This window comes from Marivita hallyeonensis, assembly GCF_900129875.1.
Classification (GTDB): Bacteria; Pseudomonadota; Alphaproteobacteria; order Rhodobacterales; family Rhodobacteraceae; genus Marivita; species Marivita hallyeonensis.
Genome location: NZ_FQXC01000003.1, coordinates 569,559 through 585,850, shown reverse-complemented (window position 1 = coordinate 585,850; position 16,292 = coordinate 569,559). Strand labels below are relative to the sequence as shown.

At 59.3% G+C, this 16,292-nt stretch carries 18 protein-coding genes and 2 tRNA genes; 10 read left to right on the top strand and 10 right to left on the bottom strand.

Annotated elements, in window-relative coordinates; all coding sequences use genetic code 11:
• The gene (locus BUA42_RS12230) at window positions 1-639 is read left to right on the top strand and encodes a flagellar hook capping FlgD N-terminal domain-containing protein (RefSeq protein ID WP_084066206.1); all 639 of its coding nucleotides are present in this window, start codon (window positions 1-3) and stop codon (window positions 637-639) included.
• Window positions 640-700: 61 nt separating this feature from the next.
• Here the strand turns inward: BUA42_RS12230 and carB are convergent, their stop codons facing one another.
• Window positions 701-4,033, bottom strand: coding sequence for a carbamoyl-phosphate synthase large subunit (gene carB / locus BUA42_RS12225; RefSeq protein WP_072778454.1), 3,333 nt, complete (start codon window positions 4,031-4,033; stop codon window positions 701-703).
• Between the two features lie 164 nt (window positions 4,034-4,197).
• Between carB and BUA42_RS12220 the strand changes: the two genes are divergently transcribed.
• Window positions 4,198-4,869, top strand: a complete 672-nt coding sequence (locus tag BUA42_RS12220; protein WP_072778164.1) for an HAD-IA family hydrolase — start codon at window positions 4,198-4,200, stop codon at window positions 4,867-4,869.
• 66 nt (window positions 4,870-4,935) lie between these two features.
• Window positions 4,936-6,714, top strand: coding sequence for an aspartate--tRNA ligase (gene aspS / locus BUA42_RS12215; protein ID WP_072778162.1), 1,779 nt, complete (start codon window positions 4,936-4,938; stop codon window positions 6,712-6,714).
• Window positions 6,715-6,727: 13 nt separating this feature from the next.
• Here the strand turns inward: aspS and BUA42_RS12210 are convergent, their stop codons facing one another.
• Window positions 6,728-7,444 carry a response regulator gene (locus tag BUA42_RS12210; RefSeq protein WP_072778160.1) on the bottom strand — a complete coding sequence of 239 codons (717 nt, stop codon included), beginning with the start codon at window positions 7,442-7,444 and terminating at the stop codon, window positions 6,728-6,730.
• Window positions 7,445-7,568: 124 nt separating this feature from the next.
• Here BUA42_RS12210 and mce point away from each other — a divergent pair, with 124 nt between their 5' ends.
• On the top strand, window positions 7,569-7,973 hold the full coding sequence (gene mce, locus BUA42_RS12205; protein WP_072778159.1) for a methylmalonyl-CoA epimerase: 405 nt from the start codon (window positions 7,569-7,571) through the stop codon (window positions 7,971-7,973).
• Window positions 7,974-8,006: 33 nt separating this feature from the next.
• Window positions 8,007-8,303, top strand: coding sequence for a DUF1467 family protein (locus tag BUA42_RS12200; RefSeq protein ID WP_072778157.1), 297 nt, complete (start codon window positions 8,007-8,009; stop codon window positions 8,301-8,303).
• On the opposite strand, the gene BUA42_RS12195 is transcribed toward BUA42_RS12200, so the two are convergent.
• The 3 genes from BUA42_RS12195 to BUA42_RS12185 all read right to left on the bottom strand — a co-directional run bounded on the left by BUA42_RS12195 (window position 8,257) and on the right by BUA42_RS12185 (window position 9,905).
• Window positions 8,257-8,958, bottom strand: coding sequence for an EI24 domain-containing protein (locus BUA42_RS12195; RefSeq protein ID WP_072778155.1), 702 nt, complete (start codon window positions 8,956-8,958; stop codon window positions 8,257-8,259). The genes BUA42_RS12200 and BUA42_RS12195 overlap by 47 nt on opposite strands.
• Window positions 8,955-9,533 (bottom strand): nitroreductase family protein, encoded by a 579-nt coding sequence (locus BUA42_RS12190; protein WP_072778154.1) that lies wholly within the window; start codon window positions 9,531-9,533, stop codon window positions 8,955-8,957. Before BUA42_RS12190 ends, BUA42_RS12195 begins: the two co-directional genes overlap by 4 nt.
• 132 nt (window positions 9,534-9,665) lie before the next feature.
• Window positions 9,666-9,905, bottom strand: a complete 240-nt coding sequence (locus BUA42_RS12185; RefSeq protein ID WP_072778152.1) for a hypothetical protein — start codon at window positions 9,903-9,905, stop codon at window positions 9,666-9,668.
• 135 nt (window positions 9,906-10,040) lie between these two features.
• Here BUA42_RS12185 and BUA42_RS12180 point away from each other — a divergent pair, with 135 nt between their 5' ends.
• The 4 genes from BUA42_RS12180 to BUA42_RS12165 all read left to right on the top strand — a co-directional run bounded on the left by BUA42_RS12180 (window position 10,041) and on the right by BUA42_RS12165 (window position 11,653).
• Entirely contained in the window at window positions 10,041-10,763 is a 723-nt protein-coding gene (locus tag BUA42_RS12180) for a M48 family metallopeptidase (protein WP_072778150.1), read from the top strand.
• Window positions 10,764-10,842: 79 nt separating this feature from the next.
• Window positions 10,843-11,097, top strand: a complete 255-nt coding sequence (locus BUA42_RS12175; protein ID WP_143152683.1) for a DUF6455 family protein — start codon at window positions 10,843-10,845, stop codon at window positions 11,095-11,097.
• A complete protein-coding gene (locus BUA42_RS12170) occupies window positions 11,094-11,393 on the top strand; it encodes a DUF6455 family protein (RefSeq protein ID WP_072778147.1) in 300 nt (99 codons plus the stop codon). The genes BUA42_RS12175 and BUA42_RS12170 overlap by 4 nt, the downstream gene beginning before the upstream one ends.
• Window positions 11,390-11,653 carry a DUF6455 family protein gene (locus tag BUA42_RS12165; protein WP_072778146.1) on the top strand — a complete coding sequence of 88 codons (264 nt, stop codon included), beginning with the start codon at window positions 11,390-11,392 and terminating at the stop codon, window positions 11,651-11,653. The genes BUA42_RS12170 and BUA42_RS12165 overlap by 4 nt, the downstream gene beginning before the upstream one ends.
• On the opposite strand, the gene BUA42_RS12160 is transcribed toward BUA42_RS12165, so the two are convergent.
• Window positions 11,650-12,630, bottom strand: a complete 981-nt coding sequence (locus BUA42_RS12160; RefSeq protein WP_072778144.1) for a complex I NDUFA9 subunit family protein — start codon at window positions 12,628-12,630, stop codon at window positions 11,650-11,652. The two genes, BUA42_RS12165 and BUA42_RS12160, sit on opposite strands and share 4 nt — an antisense overlap.
• Before the next feature lie 151 nt (window positions 12,631-12,781).
• Between BUA42_RS12160 and BUA42_RS12155 the strand changes: the two genes are divergently transcribed.
• Window positions 12,782-12,868, top strand: a tRNA-Leu gene (locus BUA42_RS12155).
• Between the two features lie 131 nt (window positions 12,869-12,999).
• Here BUA42_RS12155 and BUA42_RS12150 read toward each other — a convergent pair.
• The 4 genes from BUA42_RS12150 to BUA42_RS12135 form a co-directional block, all read right to left on the bottom strand.
• Window positions 13,000-13,076 (bottom strand) — tRNA-Pro (locus BUA42_RS12150).
• A 77-nt stretch (window positions 13,077-13,153) separates the two neighbouring features.
• Entirely contained in the window at window positions 13,154-14,131 is a 978-nt protein-coding gene (locus BUA42_RS12145; RefSeq protein ID WP_072778142.1) for a DMT family transporter, read from the bottom strand.
• Between the two features lie 18 nt (window positions 14,132-14,149).
• Complete coding sequence (gene leuB, locus BUA42_RS12140) at window positions 14,150-15,256, bottom strand: 3-isopropylmalate dehydrogenase (protein WP_072778140.1); 1,107 nt, start codon at window positions 15,254-15,256, stop codon at window positions 14,150-14,152.
• Between the two features lie 60 nt (window positions 15,257-15,316).
• Window positions 15,317-16,213, bottom strand: coding sequence for an endonuclease/exonuclease/phosphatase family protein (locus BUA42_RS12135; RefSeq protein ID WP_072778138.1), 897 nt, complete (start codon window positions 16,211-16,213; stop codon window positions 15,317-15,319).
• Window positions 16,214-16,292: the final 79 nt, after the last annotated feature.

Below are 16,292 nucleotides of genomic sequence, written 5' to 3'. Positions count from 1 at the left end.
ATGCAAGTGAACTCAATGAGTATTGGTCAAACGACAACGTCGTCGGCATCCCGGCAGAGCCCATCAACCGACTTCGAGACTTTTCTTCGAATGTTGACCACGCAGATGCAGAATCAGGATCCACTCAGCCCGATGGAGGCCGATGCGTTTGCCAGCCAATTGGCCACCTTCAGTATGGTGGAACAGCAGACCTTGACCAATCAGCGGCTTGAAGACCTTGTGCAGGGCCTGTCCGGGCGGCATTTGCCGGACTTTGCGGGCCTTGTCGGGATGTCGGTGTCTCATTCCGGCCCATTCAAGTTCAATGGAACAGCGCTTGAATTTGAAACGGACACGCAAGGTTTGAGCGGCCGTGAAATCGTGATCCTAGACCGCCAGGCGAATATCGTGGCGACGCAGGTCGTTGGTCCAGATGACGTTCGGATCACATGGGACGGGAAGGACGCCGAAGGGCGCTTTGTGAACGCAGGCACGTATAGCGCTCAGGTTAGGATCGCAGCGACCGGAGAGATCATGGAAGACGTGAGCGTAACAACCAAGGGCACCGTTGAAGAAGTCGTCATCAAAGACGGAGACGCCGTTCTCTTACTGGAAAACGGCTCTGAGGTCGCAGAGTCGTTGGTTAAGAGGATTCGTTGATGTTCGCTAGCATCGAAAAACCGGCTTCGTGCCGATCACCTGCCGCGAGCCATAGGTCAGATCACGCCTGCAGGCTCTTCACCGTCAGTTCGCCGTCTCCCTGCGCCTTGATCGCCAGCGCGGCGGCATAAGCGCCTGACGCGGTCGTGAAGTAGGGGATCTTGTCAAACAGCGCGACAGATCTGATTTCCCGGGAGTCTTCGACGGCCGCGGCGCCCTCTGTGGTATTAAAAACCAACGAGATGCCGCCGTCTTTCATGACGTCGACGATATTCGGTCGCCCTTCATACACCTTTTTCGTCACCTCGCAGGAGATGCCGTGCTCTTCAAGGAACTTGGCAGTCCCCCGCGTTGCGATGATGCGAAAACGCATATCCGTCAGGACTTTGGCAGTGTCCACAAGTTGATCGGTCTTGTCGCTGTCCTTGATGGAGAAGAACACGGTACCACCTTCCGGAAGCAGCGTCCCGGCACCAAGTTGCGCCTTCAGGAAAGCGCGGGGGAAGCTGCGATCCCATCCCATCACTTCGCCAGTCGACCGCATTTCGGGTCCGAGGATCGTGTCTACCCCGGGGAAACGGGCAAACGGCAGGACCGCTTCTTTCACGCTGAACCAGGGCATGTTCGGGTCGGCCAGCGTCATCGGATCGGCAAGCGGCAGGACCGTATCGTAATCGGCGTTCTCGGGATATGGGTCACGCATCGGGAAGGCCGACAGGGACTCGCCCGCCATCACGCGCGCCGCGATCGACGCGATGGCCGAGTCGGTGGCTTTGGCCACGAAGGGCACGGTGCGCGACGCGCGCGGGTTGACCTCGATCAGGTAAATCTCCCCGTCTTTTATGGCGAATTGTACGTTCATCAACCCGCGCACGTTCAACGCCAGAGCCAGTGCCACGGTCTGCCGTTTAACTTCGTCCAGCAGCTCTTGCTTCAAGGAAAACGGCGGCAAGGAACATGCGCTGTCACCGGAGTGGACGCCAGCTTCTTCGATGTGCTGCATGATGCCAGCCACGTGCACATCGGTGCCGTCACAAAGCGCATCCACATCCAGCTCTGTCGCGCCCGATAGGTAGCTGTCGAGAAGAACGGGGCTGTCTCCAGAGACGACGACGGCATCTTTGATGTATCGCTCCAACTGGCTCATATCGCGCACGATCTCCATCGCACGTCCGCCGAGGACGTAGGAAGGACGGATCACCAGCGGGAACCCGATGTCATCCGCAATTGCCAACGCCTCTTCATCTGTCGATGCGATACCATTGCGCGGTTGCCTCAGCCCAAGCTTGGTCACAAGTGCCTGAAAGCGTTCGCGATCTTCGGCCAAGTCAATGGCGTCCGGGGAGGTGCCGAGGATCGGAATACCCTCGGCTTCCAATGCGTTCGCGAGTTTCAGAGGCGTTTGCCCACCGAACTGAACGATGACCCCATGCAGCGTGCCTGCCTCTTGCTCTACACGCAGGATCTCGAGCACGTGTTCGAGCGTCAGCGGTTCGAAATAAAGGCGGTCGGAGGTGTCATAATCCGTCGAAACCGTTTCCGGGTTGCAGTTGATCATGATGGTTTCATAGCCGACGTCCGTCAGCGCGAAACAGGCGTGGCAACAGCAGTAATCGAACTCGATCCCCTGGCCGATCCGGTTCGGGCCACCGCCAAGGATCACCACTTTCTTGCGGTCCGACGGGCGGGCTTCGCATTCGACCGCTCCCATCATCGGGGCCTCGTAGGTCGAATACATGTACGGCGTCTGCGCTTCGAATTCCGCAGCACATGTGTCGATGCGTTTGAAACTCGCCTTCACATTTAGACCAAGCCGATATGCGCGCACGTCGCGTTCCGTGCGCCCGCTAAGTTGCGCCAGCCGCGCGTCGGTGAAGCCGAGCATCTTCAGCGCACGCAAGCCCGCCTCGTCCCCAGGTAGACCATTTGCGCGGACGACCTCCTCTGCCTCCACGATCTCGCGGATGCGGGCCAGGAACCACGGGTCAAACATGGTGGTGGCGTGGATGTCATCGTCACTCAGCCCGTGCCGCATGGCCTGCGCAATTGTGCGCATCCGGTCCGGCGTTTGTTGCGAAATGGCTTTGATGACAGCCGATTTTTCCGGCGCGCCGTCAATCTGCACCTCGTCGAACCCCGTGAGGCCCGACTCCATCGACGCCAAGGCTTTTTGCAGCGACTCGTGGATCGTCCGACCAATCGCCATCGCTTCACCGACGGACTTCATGGCGGTCGTCAAATGTGGTTCGGCACCGGGAAACTTCTCGAACGCGAACTTCGGGATCTTTGTCACGACGTAATCGATGGTCGGCTCGAACGAGGCCGGCGTCACCTTGGTGATGTCGTTGTCGAGTTCGTCAAGCGTGTATCCTACGGCCAGTTTGGCGGCGATCTTTGCAATCGGAAAACCGGTGGCTTTCGAAGCGAGGGCGGACGACCGGCTGACCCGCGGGTTCATTTCGATGACCACCATGCGGCCATCTTCGGGGTTGATCGCCCATTGCACGTTGGAGCCACCCGTTTCGACCCCGATCTCGCGCAACACGGCGATGGAGCCATTGCGCATGATCTGATATTCCTTGTCGGTCAGCGTGAGCGCAGGCGCAACGGTGATAGAGTCGCCGGTGTGTACGCCCATCGGGTCGACGTTTTCGATGGCGCAGACGATGATGGCGTTGTCGGCCTTGTCGCGGACGACCTCCATCTCGAATTCTTTCCAGCCCAGAAGCGACTCGTCGATCAAGATTTGATTGACCGGCGACGCATCCATGCCCGAGCGGCAGAAATGCACGAAGTCTTCCCGGTTATACGCAACGCCACCGCCGGTCCCGCCAAGGGTGAATGCGGGGCGAATGATGGCCGGCAGACCAATCTCTTCAAGCTCAGCGAGAGCAAGCGCAACCCCGGCGTCAAGGTCTGTCGCGCCGCCCGGTTTTTTCGGTGCCGTCACAATGGTCGCTTTCGGATTCTCCAACCCGATCCGATCCATCGCTTCACGGAACAGTTTGCGGTCTTCTGCCATTTCGATGGCGTCCCGCTTGGCCCCGATCATTTCGACGCCGTACTTTTCGAGAACACCCATCTCTTCGAGAGCAAGCGATGTGTTCAGACCGGTCTGCCCACCCATTGTCGGCAACAGCGCGTCGGGGCGTTCTTTCTCGATGATCTTCGCGACCACATCCGGCGTGATCGGCTCGATATAGGTTGCATCGGCGAGCTCTGGATCCGTCATGATCGTGGCAGGGTTCGAGTTCACGAGAATGACCCGGTACCCTTCTTCTCGGAGGGCCTTGCACGCTTGCGCGCCAGAGTAGTCGAACTCGCAGGCCTGACCGATGACGATGGGACCGGCTCCGATGATCATGATCGACTTGATATCGGTACGTTTCGGCATTGATCGGCCCTCATCATGCAAACTGGCTGCGTTATAGGGATGGCGCGCGCGACTGCAAGCGGCGGCCTTGGTTTTTTCGCCTTTGGTCGGATGCTTGGTCGGAACGAATGCAGACGCCGGACGTTGGCTTTCATCATCCACAACCCATTTCGCGAGGCTATCTCATGTATGACGCGCTATTTCTCGGCTCGATTGGCGTCTTGGTCGAAACGACGGATATGCAACGCCGTGCGTTCAACGCCGCATTTGAAGAGGCAGGTCTCGACTGGCACTGGTCGCCAGAGGACTATCTGCCAATGTTGCGGAAATCCGGTGGCCGGGCCCGGATCGAACGCTATGCCAATGCGATGGGCGACACCGTAGATGCCGAGGCACTTCACGCATCGAAAGTCCGGCATTTCGCCCAGATGATGCAGAAACAGGGATTGGAACTGCGCCCGGGCGTGGGCGAGCTCATCGAGGCAGCGAAATCCAAGGGCATGAAGGTCGCGTTTGTCACGAGCACCGGGGCCGACCAGATCGACGCGATCTTCAAGGCATTGAATGGAGCACTGACACGCGAGAGTTTCGACTACGTTGGCGACCGGCGCTTTGTGGACCGCAGCAAGCCCGCGCCCGATATCTATCTCGACGCGCTGCAAACCCTCAATTTGAACGCCAGAGACGTGCTTGCCATAGAAGACACACCGATCTGCGCCGATGCGGCGCTGGCTGCCCGCATCGCAACGCTTGGTTTCGCAAACGACGGGGTGGGTGATCAACCGTTTCCCGACGGTGTCACCGAAGTCAAAACGTTGTCGCCCGATTTGTTGCAACGCGACGTGGCTGTCGCATGAGCACGCCTTGACTTCCCAAGTGCGAAAGGGTGTATCGGGCAAAATCTCCGCCCGAGGACTGTTGATATGCACGCGTTTCGCACCCACACCTGCGCCGATCTGACATCGAAGAATGTTGGCGATACCGTTCGCCTGTCCGGCTGGGTGCATCGCATCCGTGACCACGGGGGCGTTTTGTTCATCGATCTGCGCGACCACTATGGCATCACGCAGGTTCTGTGTGACCCTGACAGCCCAGTCTTTGCCGAGGTCGAGAAGGTTCGCTCCGAGTGGTGCATTCGGATCGATGGTAATGTGAAGGCGCGCGACGAGAGCCTGATCAACCCAAAGCTTCCGACAGGCGAAATCGAGGTATTCATTCGCGATATCGAAGTTCTGGGGTCCGCCGAGGAGCTACCGCTCATCGTGTTCGGCGATCAGGAATACCCGGAAGAAACCCGCCTACGCTATCGCTATCTGGACCTGCGCCGCGAGGCGATGCAGCGCAACATGACGCTTCGCTCGGATGTGGTGTCGTCGATCCGCAAGCGCATGTGGGACAGCGGTTTTCGCGAATTCCAAACCCCGATCATCACCGCGTCGAGCCCCGAAGGTGCGCGCGATTTCCTCGTGCCGTCGCGCCTGCATCCTGGTAAATTTTACGCGTTGCCGCAGGCCCCGCAACAATTCAAGCAGCTGATCATGGTCAGCGGCTTCGACAAATACTTTCAGATCGCCCCCTGCTTCCGGGACGAAGACCCGCGCGCCGACCGGTCTCCCACCGATTTCTACCAGTTGGACATGGAAATGTCCTTCGTCACCCAGCAGGACGTGTTCGATACGATTCAACCCGTGATGCAGGGCGTGTTCGAAGAGTTCGGCGGCGGACGAAAGGTCGACACCGACTGGCCACAGATATCTTTCCGGGATTCGGCCTTGTGGTATGGCACCGACAAGCCCGACCTGCGCAACCCCATCAAGATGCAGATCGTGTCCGAGCATTTCCGCGGCTCGGGCTTTGCCATCTTCGCTAAGCTTCTCGAACAGGACGGCACCGAGATCCGCGCCATCCCTGCGCCGGGCGGCGGCAGCCGCAAGTTCTGTGACCGCATGAACGCTTTTGCGCAGAAAGAAGGCCTGCCGGGCATGGGCTACATCTTCTGGCGCGATCAGGGCGACGGCATGGAAGCCGCCGGGCCGCTGGCCAAGAACATCGGGCCTGAACGGACCGAAGCAATCCGGCAGCAGCTTGGTTTGGGTGTCGGTGATGCTGCGTTCTTCCTTGGCGGCAAACCGTCGGCATTTGAAACGGTCGCAGGAAAAGCCCGCGTCGTGATCGGGGAAGAACTGGGTCTGACCGATAAAGAGCGTTTTGCGTTTGCCTGGATCGTGGACTTCCCGCTTTACGAAGCCGATGAGGAGACCGGGGCCATCGATTTCAGCCACAACCCCTTCTCCATGCCCCAAGGCGGCATGGACGCGCTAGACGGCGATCCGCTTGAGGTTCTGGGCTACCAGTACGATCTGGCATGCAACGGCTACGAACTGGTGTCAGGCGCAATCCGAAACCACAAACCCGAGATCATGTTCAAAGCGTTCGAGCTGGCGGGTTATGGCGAAGATGAAGTGCGCAAGCGCTTTGGCGGTATGGTCAACGCGTTCCGGTTCGGTGCGCCGCCACACGGTGGGTGCGCGGCCGGCATCGACCGGATGGTGATGCTGCTGGCGGATACCGCGAACATCCGCGAGGTCATCATGTTCCCGATGAACCAACGGGCAGAAGACCTCATGATGAACGCGCCGTCCGATCCGAGCAGCGATCAGCTCATGGAACTTCGGTTGCGAGTGATCCCTGAAGAGAGCTGATCGCGCCCATGGTTCAGATCGCCACGGTGTCCTGAAGGCGCGCATCGATCAAACCGGCCAAACGCATGACCTGACCGCCGAGGGGTGTACCGTTCGCGCGGGCGTCCGCCAATTCCGATGCCGCCCTTTCCAGCACAGCATCCTCCGCCGTGCGCGCCACCCCGCGCAGGAACAACGCGATGTAGTCCGCCATGCGATTGTCAACAGGACCATCCAAAATCTCGGCCATGTGCGCCATGTCTTCCCGAAAGGCGATCGGATCGGGCTGGAATGTCTGGTTGCTCACGGTGCGAAGCCGATAGGGTTGCTGATCGTCCGGCAGGTGCTGAATGATGGCGTTCTGAAAGACGCCAAGGTTCGCAATCGGTTTGGCAAGAAACCCGTCCGCACCCGCCGCGTAGGCGACATCTTCCGCGAAACTGTCACCACTCGTGGCCAAAAGAACCCCGACCCGCGGCGCGGCACGAGACAGCTCCGACACAAGCTCTGCGCCACTCCCATCGGGCAGGCCCATATCCACGATGACCACCGACGGGCGGTACACCTGCAGATGGCGCCGTGCCGATTTCAGACAGTCGGCCCTGCGAAGCCGTGCGCCGCTGTGCAGGCACATCAGCCGCACGGCGTCGCAGGCGAACTTGCTGTCTTCCACCGCAAGAACGGTCAGGCCAAGCAGCGGTCGGTTCAAAGTTGGTTTGTGGATGTGATCCAAAGCGTCGTTGTCAATCATCTCGCCCTCCGTGAGTCGCTTCACTGTGCGCGGGCTTGGCTAACAGCCGGTTAATTCGACACACCCCTTGTCTGACCAATCCGCTCAGGTGATAAGCGCACCGATCAAAGATGGAGACCCCGACATGATTGGACGTTTGAACCACGTGGCTATTGCTGTTCCCGACCTAGAGGCAGCCGCAAATCAGTACCGATCGGCGCTTGGCGCAAATGTCGGCGACCCCCAGGACGAACCCGATCATGGTGTGACGGTGGTCTTCATCGAACTGCCCAACACCAAGATCGAATTGCTTTACCCGCTGGGCGATGAAAGCCCGATCAACGGCTTCCTCGAAAAGAACCCATCCGGCGGCATTCATCACGTCTGCTACGAAGTGGAAGATATCATCGCGGCACGGGACCATCTGAAGGAAACCGGCGCGCGCGTTCTTGGCGACGGCACTCCCAAGATCGGTGCACATGGCAAGCCCGTTCTGTTCCTGCATCCGAAAGACTTCAACGGCTGTCTCGTGGAACTGGAAGAAGTCTGAACACGCCCCATGTAGAGGCCAAAGGAGCCCCGCATGTCCATCACCTCAGCCCTCGTTTTGTACGCCGTAATTTGGTTCATGCTGTTCCTGATCGTGATCCCGATCAGGCTTCAGACGCAGGGCGATGTGGGGCAGATTGTACCGGGAACGCATGCGGGTTCACCCGAGGTTCATAACCTCAAGAAGAAAGCCTGGATCACCACGTGGATCAGTCTCGTGCTGTGGGTCATCATTGCAGGTATCATCGTGTCCGGTTGGATCAGTGTCCGCGACATCGACATGTTCAACCGGATGGGGCCTGCCCCTGTATCTGATGGTACAGGTGGGTAAAGGTCGCCGCGCCGAGAATCGGAATCACCAGGTTCACCAGGGGCAATGACAGCGGCATCGCCATCAACGTCCCTGCCACCCAGATCTTTCCCGAATGCCGCTTGCGCAATGCCTTTGCGCCAGCGCGGCCTTCGCGCCGCATGGCGGCCAGCGTGAAGTATTCGCGCCCGAGCAGGAACCCGTTCAATCCCCAAAAGATGAAAAGCGAAAACGGTGGGAACAGGATGTAAAGGACCACCGCAAACACATTCGCCGCGACCAGAACGCCCAGAAAATTGACCGTGTCGCGCAACGCGTCAGACCACGGAACGCGGTCCGCTTTGGGCAGATGCGCATAGTGCCTGTCCTCCACCGCGTCGGCGACATCATCGAGGAACATCGACGTGATCGCGGAGGCAACCGGCACCATGAGGAAAACCGACAGGATCATCATCGACAGAAGTGCCGTCCAACTGATCAAATCATCCAGCCAGGTGACCTCACCGATGAACGGCAAGGTCGCCTCCGGTCCAAGCATGGCCCCGAGAAGCCACATCAGGCCGGCGAAGAACACGACCAGAAGCGCGAAGCCCAGCCCCACACCCAGAAACAACACTTTGCGAAACCGTGCGTCCCCCAGTTGCCCGAGGGTCAGGAAAAAACTGCGCAGGATCATGTGTCGACCCATGTGGTGATCGCCCCGATATCGGGCCGTGGCCGTTCCGGCGGAATGGCAGTTGCCGTTCCGATATGGATGAACCCCGCAATGCGCTCGTCCCCGGACAGCCCCAGCGCGTCTCGACAGAACACGGTGTCATGAGCGACCCACCCGGTCAGCCAATTGGCACCCCAGCCGGACGCCAACGCAGCATTGAGCAAGGCAAGACACACGGCCCCAGCCGAATAGGTTTGCTCGATGGCGGGAATCTTTTCGGACGGCTTCTGCACTTCGATGACCGCCACACAGAGTGGGCTGTCATCGAATTGTGTGCGCGCTTTGGCGATGTCTTCTTCGGATTTGCCAATCGCCTGCCCATGCGCCTCGATCGCACCGGCGATCCGTTTTAGCGCAGCGGGCCACAAAACAATGAAGCGCCACGGTTCAAGCTTGCCATGGTCAGGCGTGCGCCCTGCCGCAACAAGCAAGGGTAAAAGTGAATCCTTATCCGGCGCAGGCGCGCGCAACAGTTTCGCCGGACGTGACCGGCGTGTTTGCAGGAAGTCAAGAACGGCCTGGTTCGCCTGTGTCATAAAGCCTCTGGAAGTCGCATCGGTCGGTCATTGACCCTTCGACGATGGAGATAAGATCTTCCGGCCCAGAAGAACACCCTTGGGAAGAAGATCCAGAATTGGATCTATCCTTCGGCAAGGGCCCTGCTCGTCTCAGTCAGTGTCGGCGCTGCGGGAATACACACCTTCCGGTAATGAGATCGCCGCCGCCAGATCTCGCATTTGGGACATCGACAAGGTGACCTTGTTCACACGGTCGGTTCTGGGGTCGTACTGCTCGACCGTGATGCATTCCTCGAACCCGTTGACGATCACGTCTTCCTGCAAGGGCTTTGGGCCTTCATCGACCAGCGTGACAACGGTAGAGTCGAATTCGTGTTCAATCGTAAACATGGCTACGACCGTATCTTGCCTGATTTGGTCGTGCCAGAGTGCATTCGCGAAAAAACACCGACCGTAAATCGACACTGGTAGGCGCTGCGTCCTCCGCCTATTTCTTAGCTTACGGTTTTGCTCTTGGAGAACACGATGCGCTGGTTGATGGTCGTAGCTTTGGTCGTATTGGCGGCCTGTGACGTGCAGACAGTCACAACGTCCGCACCGGCACCTTCCCGCCCGGCAGGCGCACCCGAACTCACCGAAGGTGAAGCCCGAAACCGGGCCGGAGTCGCAGCGCGCCAATTCGTGTCGGTTGTCGAAACCGTTGAACCCGTTGCCGAACGCGAATGTCGGCGGCGCATTCCCCGGGCAAATTGCGATTTCCAGATTGTAGTGGATGACCGCCCTGGCCAGCCACCCAACGCCTTCCAGACAGTTGACCGCAACGGACGACCGATCCTCGCCTTCAATCTCGCCCTGATTGCTTCGGTCGATAACGCAGACGAGCTGGCCTTTGTCATGGGGCACGAAGCGGCGCATCACATCCTTGGCCATCTCGGACGGGCGCAGCAGAACGCAGCTGTCGGTGCCGTGATCCTGTCCGGACTTGCAGCGCTTGGTGGGGCAGACGCCGCCGCCGTCCAATCGGCCGAGCAAATCGGCGCAACCTTGGGCGCCCGCACCTATTCGAAGGATTTCGAACTGGAGGCCGACCGCCTCGGGACGATCATCACGGCCCGCGCCGGGTACAACCCGGTGCGCGGCGCACAGTTCTTCAACAAAATTCCCGACCCCGGAAACCGGTTCCTTGGCACGCACCCACCAAATGCGGCGCGCATGGAAATTGTCAGGCAGACCGCAGCGGGTCTCTGACCCGAAGATTGACTTGCATCAAGGATGCTCGATCGCAGGCCCCCTAGCCTAAGGGGGTGTAGCGATGAGGAGTCATGCGATGCAATCCAAGTCCAGATACGCGGAGCACACCAAACTGGTCTTGAACATGGCGGATCAGCAAGGTCTTGATCTGCCCGAGCTGTTCATGCGGGCCGAATTCTCACCCGATGATCTCGACGAGGCGGTAGACAGATGCCTTGGTTGCACGCAACCCCAAGCCTGTACAGACGGCCTTGCTCGTGGCCGTTTTGAAAACGCGGTCCCCGGCTATTGCCGAAACAGCGACATGCTCGACATGCTGAAAACACCATGATGCGCCCTCCGACATCCGTACCCTGGAAGCCGCTGGGCAACACTGGCGTTCATTATTGGTTGGTCCAACGCATGGCAAAACGATGTGGCATCGACACGGCGCAGCTCTTTGCCGATGCGCAGATCGATCAGGATGATTGGGCGGCCATGGTGCAGACCTGCCGCGCCTGTGATTGCGTCAGTGGGTGCAAACGTTTGCTGGACCAACCCTCCGACACGCAGCTCGACTCAGCGCCGGATGAATGCCTCAACGCAGAACTGATTGCACTTCTCAAGACGGGGCATCGAAAACCATGACGTCACAGATGGGAGACGAAGAATTGCATTTCTGGATCACGCGCAGCGTGGCGCGGGTGATGGGTATCAGCTTTTCTGACGCCATCTCCAACGGACACATTTCTACGCAGGATTATGCAGATATGGTCACCAATTGCCGGATGTGCGCCCGCGTGAAAAACTGTCAAAGATGGCTCGCCGAGCAATGCGATCTGTCGCATACCGCGCCTGCGGGGTGCTGCAACTCAAAGGCTCTCGAAACGCTCGCGCGCCCGCACTAGGCGCGCAGATTCTTCGCACTTTCCTTGATCTCGGAATACTGGCCCGAAGGACGGAACCGCCACAGGTAATCCGGCAGTACAGCTTCCAAAGCCATCGGTTTGATCCCGAGGTCCGAAAAGGTCTTTGTGTTGCCTGACACCACGTTGTCGTTCCGAAGGTTCTTGACCTGATCCCGCGTGATTTGCGCAGGAATCAAACCAAGCGAAATGGCGTTCAGGAAATCGAAAAAACCGCCCATGATGGACGCGGCAAAGAACGGAATGTTCAGCACAAGCCGACGCCGGCGGACCACATCAAGCATCTGGTTCATCAACTCGCGGAACGTGTCGACGTCGGGACCACCAAGTTCGTAGATACCCGGCTCTGCGTCACCTGTGACCGCCATACAAGCTGCTTTTGCGACGTCATCGACATAAACCGGCTGGAACTTTGTCTCCGCACCGACCACCGGCAGGACCGGACCAAGCCGCGTCATGCTCGCAAAGCGATTGAAGAACTCGTCTTCCTGCCCAAAAACGATGGAGGGACGCAGGATCACGGCGGTGGGCATGTGCTCAAGCACGGCGGCTTCGCCCGCCGCCTTGGTGACCTGATAAGCGCTCTCTCCGTCCGCATCCGCCCCGATTGCAGAGATATGAACCATCTTTTCGACGCCCTCGGCCGCAGCCAAGCGCGCAATGCGCCCCGGGCCCTCGGCCTGGACCGCTTCGAACGTGTTTTTTCCGCTTTCGGCGAGAATGCCCACGCAATTCACAACCGCATCCGCGCCTTTTAAGGCAGCCCGAACGCTATTGTCATCGCGGATATTGCAGAGGATGGGTTCCACCTGCCCAACCGCGCCATAGGGTTTGACGAACAACGCCTCATTCGGACGTCGCACCGCGACACGAACACGCCATCCCGCTTTTGCCATGCGCCGCGCGATATAGCGCCCGACAAATCCTGATCCGCCGTAAATCGTGACGAGGTTGGACATCTGCGTGCTCCTGATCAGACCTGCCAAACCTCTAGCTGTCACACCGATCAGGAGCAAGGTGCAGGATTGCCGCAAAGGCGCGCTCCACCATCGTCAAAAAGCCCGTTGACACCCTTCGGGGACAAGATTAAACGCCAGCCTCATTACACCTGCCCAGGTGGCGGAATTGGTAGACGCGCTAGCTTCAGGTGCTAGTGTCCGTACGGACGTGGAGGTTCGAGTCCTCTCCTGGGCACCATTTCTCCAACAAGTTTGCTTCCGAGTCGCTTGAGGCAGATATCGGGACGGTCCGTCCTGACATAGTGGTCGCATTCTGAACCGCGGTCAGCATGGCCCTCACCGGATAGTCGACATCTTTTTCGTGAAAACTGGTCGGGCTGAGAGGATTCGAACCTCCGACCCCCTGCTCCCGAAGCAGGTGCGCTACCAGGCTGCGCTACAGCCCGACCGTGGTGGCCCAACTACTGCCGGGACGGCGGTTTGACAAGCCTTGTTTTGCACAAAACCGGCGCACTGGTCCGCGCTATTCCTCGACCGACGACGGCAGCGCGTCCCGGACCCGTCCCGACGTCATCAGATCGCTGACACGCGCTGCAGCGGGCGTTCCAACCCTGCTGCGCGTCCTCAGAACCGGGGTGTTTTTCGATGTTCCCGCCTTGCTCTCGCGGAAGACGATGAAGACACCGGATGCAATGATGATTGCCGCGCCAACACCGGTGTAGAGATCTGGCACCTCATCAAAGAAGAACAGGCCATATACCGTCGCCCAGAGGATCTGCGAATACTGCATTGGGGCGACGATCGCGGCCTCACCCGTCTGATACGCCGCGATGATGAAGCGCGCTCCGATCCAGGCGATGACCGAAATGAGCGCAAGCATCCCCAGATGCTCGATCGGCATCGGTTTGTATACGAACCCCAGCGCCGCACCCATCACGGCGAAATTCGCGACCATCGGATAAAGCAGCATGACAACGGTCCGCTCTTCTGCACCGATCTTGCGCACGACGATGGAGGCGAACGACCCCGCAACCGCGGCTACGATGGCCGCTGCGTGGCCAAGCGTGAGTTCTGTCGTCCCGGGACGCAGCACAACGAGGACGCCCGCCAATCCAACGATCACCGCCGCCCAGCGCATGATCCGAACCGTCTCGCCCAGGATCGGAATCGACAGAACGGTGATAAGCAGCGGCGTGGCAAAGAGGATCGCATATGTCTGCGTCAGTGGCAGGTTGGCAAAGGCATAGAACGCCGAAACGCCGGTGATGACCGCCGCCGCGGTGCGCACTGCCATCCACCACGGATGCACCGGAAGCAGCGTCCCGGGCTTGGCATCCCGCATCAGCATCACGGTTGCGAGCGGAAAGCTCAGCAAGACGCTGAAAAAGACGATCTGGATTGGCGAGTAAATCGCACCAAGCGTCTTGATGAAGACGTCATGGGTTGAATAAAGGCCAAAGGCTATGAGGGCCAGAAGTGCGCCTTTGGCATTGGACGACATGACTGGCACCCGTGTGACTTAAAGGCTGGCGTCGAGGGCCGCCACGATGGCATCGCCCATCTCGGATGTGGACATCGGCGTGCCACCTTCGGGACCCATCAGGTCTGCGGTGCGCGCACCGTCAGCCAGCACTGTCTCGATAGCATTTTCCAGGCGCGTTGCCTCATCGCCCTGATCAAACGAATAGCGCAGCGCCATGGCGAAGCTGAGGATACAGGCAATCGGGTTTGCCTTGCCCTGACCCGCGATATCCGGTGCCGACCCGTGAACGGGTTCGTACAGCGCTTTGGGGCGTCCATTCGCCATGGGCAGACCAAGGCTCGCCGAGGGCAACATGCCAAGCGACCCCGTGAGCATCGCCGCCGCATCGGACAGAAGATCGCCGAACAGGTTGTCCGTGACGATCACATCGAATTGCTTGGGCCAGCGGCAAAGCTGCATCGCGCCTGCGTCAGCGTACATGTGGCTCAGCTCGACATCCGGGTAATCCTCGTCATGCACCTTCTGGACCACCTCGCGCCAAAGGATGCCCGACTCCATTACGTTGGCCTTCTCCATTGAGCAGACCTTGTTGTTCCGACGTCGCGCCAGCTCAAACGCCGACCGCGCGACACGGTCAATTTCACTCTCAGTGTAGCGCTGGGTGTTGATGCCGACGCGTTCATTGCCCTCTTCGATGATTCCGCGCGGTTCACCGAAATAGATGCCAGAGGTCAGTTCACGCACGATCATGATGTCGAGGCCTGCAACAACCTCTTTCTTGAGCGACGAGAAGTCTGCCAAAGCATCGAAACACTGCGCCGGACGGAGATTCGCGAAAAGGTCCATTTCCTTGCGCAAACGCAGCAGACCGCGCTCGGGCTTCACGCTGAAGTCGAGGTTGTCGTATTTCGGTCCACCCACGGCGCCCAGAAGCACTGCGTCGACTTCTTGCGCTTTCGCCATCGTATCGTCGTGGAGAGGCGTGCCATGCTTGTCGTAGGCCGCGCCGCCAACCAAATCTTCGCTGACGTCGAAAGTCAGATCCCGTTTGGCCCCGTACCAGTCGATGATCTTGCGCACCTCGGTCATCACCTCGGGGCCAATCCCGTCACCGGGCAAAATCAGAAGCGAAGCGTTGCTCATGGTCGGGTATCCTTGTCATGCACTTGGTTGCGCATCGGGTAGACGCGCATCGCGCAAGGGTCAAGGCACCGGCGCGTCGGGCAGGGCAATGTCCACGGTAATGAGGCGATGCGTCATCCCGTCCAGGAGCGGCCAGACACGGGCGTCCATCACGGCGGAGCCCTGCGATGGCAAGACGTAGGACACACGCATGGGTCCGGGTTTTTTCCACATTGCCGTTGGTTCGTCGGGTAAGGGATCCTGAAAGTCGTGCGTTTCGATGAAGTCCGACATGGCGGTACGGTACCCATCGCCGCGATCCGGATCGAGGTTGGTGTTCGCGGTGAAAATAACCCGTGAACCCAGCACGGGACCGTACGTGCCGTTGAGTATCTCCGTCCAGAGGTGCAGTTCGTCCAGGTTACGCCGCCCGTTTCGATCCTCCGGACCATCGAAGATCGGCGGCGCGGAGTGGCCGATCAATAACCACAAGGGCTGAGCGTCCTGCGCCACGACAACCGGCACGACCCAATGCCCTCCACTGGACAGTCGTTGTACATGATACCCAGGATCGCTTTCGCGCATGTGCGTTCCCGGCAGGTCTTTCCAAAGCACCTCTGAAAACGATCGGAGGCGCGATACGTCGATGGGCCAGCGCGAGATCACGCCAAGACCCCCTTGCCCTGGGAAACGACCGTAACCCTGCGCATCACCCGGACCGCTATCTTTGCCGTCGCCATCAAGGTCCCACCCGGTAGGGATACCCTCGTTCGGGCGAAGCGGCGCAAGAAAGGGGTATTCCGCAGGCGAAAGCAAATCGGCAAACGCACGCATCGCTAGGCCCCCTGCATCATAATCGATTTTCGTCAGGACCAATATGTCGGGATCAGCCGCGCGCACGGCGTCGGCCATCGTCGAAAGCGCTTCGTCGCCACGCTGAAGGTCCCGCACCAGAAGCCCTGGCCCATCGCGCGACATGGCTTCATGCCATAGAGCAATCCGAAGTGTTTCGGCCGCGGTCGAAGATGCGATGCAAAGGATGAAACCCAGCGAAAGG

What these genes read in the sequence shown, in the direction of transcription:
- leuB (WP_072778140.1), bottom strand. Translation starts at nt 15,256, where the DNA reads ATGAGCAACGCTTCGCTTCTGATTTTGCCCGGTGACGGGATTGGCCCC.
- BUA42_RS12180 (WP_072778150.1), top strand. Translation starts at nt 10,041, where the DNA reads ATGCGCTGGTTGATGGTCGTAGCTTTGGTCGTATTGGCGGCCTGTGAC.
- BUA42_RS12185 (WP_072778152.1), bottom strand. Translation starts at nt 9,905, where the DNA reads ATGTTTACGATTGAACACGAATTCGACTCTACCGTTGTCACGCTGGTC.
- BUA42_RS12200 (WP_072778157.1), top strand. Translation starts at nt 8,007, where the DNA reads ATGTCCATCACCTCAGCCCTCGTTTTGTACGCCGTAATTTGGTTCATG.
- mce (WP_072778159.1), top strand. Translation starts at nt 7,569, where the DNA reads ATGATTGGACGTTTGAACCACGTGGCTATTGCTGTTCCCGACCTAGAG.
- BUA42_RS12210 (WP_072778160.1), bottom strand. Translation starts at nt 7,444, where the DNA reads ATGATTGACAACGACGCTTTGGATCACATCCACAAACCAACTTTGAAC.
- carB (WP_072778454.1), bottom strand. Translation starts at nt 4,033, where the DNA reads ATGCCGAAACGTACCGATATCAAGTCGATCATGATCATCGGAGCCGGT.
- BUA42_RS12145 (WP_072778142.1), bottom strand. Translation starts at nt 14,131, where the DNA reads ATGTCGTCCAATGCCAAAGGCGCACTTCTGGCCCTCATAGCCTTTGGC.
- BUA42_RS12170 (WP_072778147.1), top strand. Translation starts at nt 11,094, where the DNA reads ATGATGCGCCCTCCGACATCCGTACCCTGGAAGCCGCTGGGCAACACT.
- BUA42_RS12135 (WP_072778138.1), bottom strand. Translation starts at nt 16,213, where the DNA reads ATGTCGCGCGATGGGCCAGGGCTTCTGGTGCGGGACCTTCAGCGTGGC.
- BUA42_RS12230 (WP_084066206.1), top strand. Translation starts at nt 1, where the DNA reads ATGCAAGTGAACTCAATGAGTATTGGTCAAACGACAACGTCGTCGGCA.
- BUA42_RS12190 (WP_072778154.1), bottom strand. Translation starts at nt 9,533, where the DNA reads ATGACACAGGCGAACCAGGCCGTTCTTGACTTCCTGCAAACACGCCGG.
- BUA42_RS12165 (WP_072778146.1), top strand. Translation starts at nt 11,390, where the DNA reads ATGACGTCACAGATGGGAGACGAAGAATTGCATTTCTGGATCACGCGC.
- BUA42_RS12195 (WP_072778155.1), bottom strand. Translation starts at nt 8,958, where the DNA reads ATGATCCTGCGCAGTTTTTTCCTGACCCTCGGGCAACTGGGGGACGCA.
- BUA42_RS12220 (WP_072778164.1), top strand. Translation starts at nt 4,198, where the DNA reads ATGTATGACGCGCTATTTCTCGGCTCGATTGGCGTCTTGGTCGAAACG.
- BUA42_RS12175 (WP_143152683.1), top strand. Translation starts at nt 10,843, where the DNA reads ATGCAATCCAAGTCCAGATACGCGGAGCACACCAAACTGGTCTTGAAC.
- BUA42_RS12160 (WP_072778144.1), bottom strand. Translation starts at nt 12,630, where the DNA reads ATGTCCAACCTCGTCACGATTTACGGCGGATCAGGATTTGTCGGGCGC.
- aspS (WP_072778162.1), top strand. Translation starts at nt 4,936, where the DNA reads ATGCACGCGTTTCGCACCCACACCTGCGCCGATCTGACATCGAAGAAT.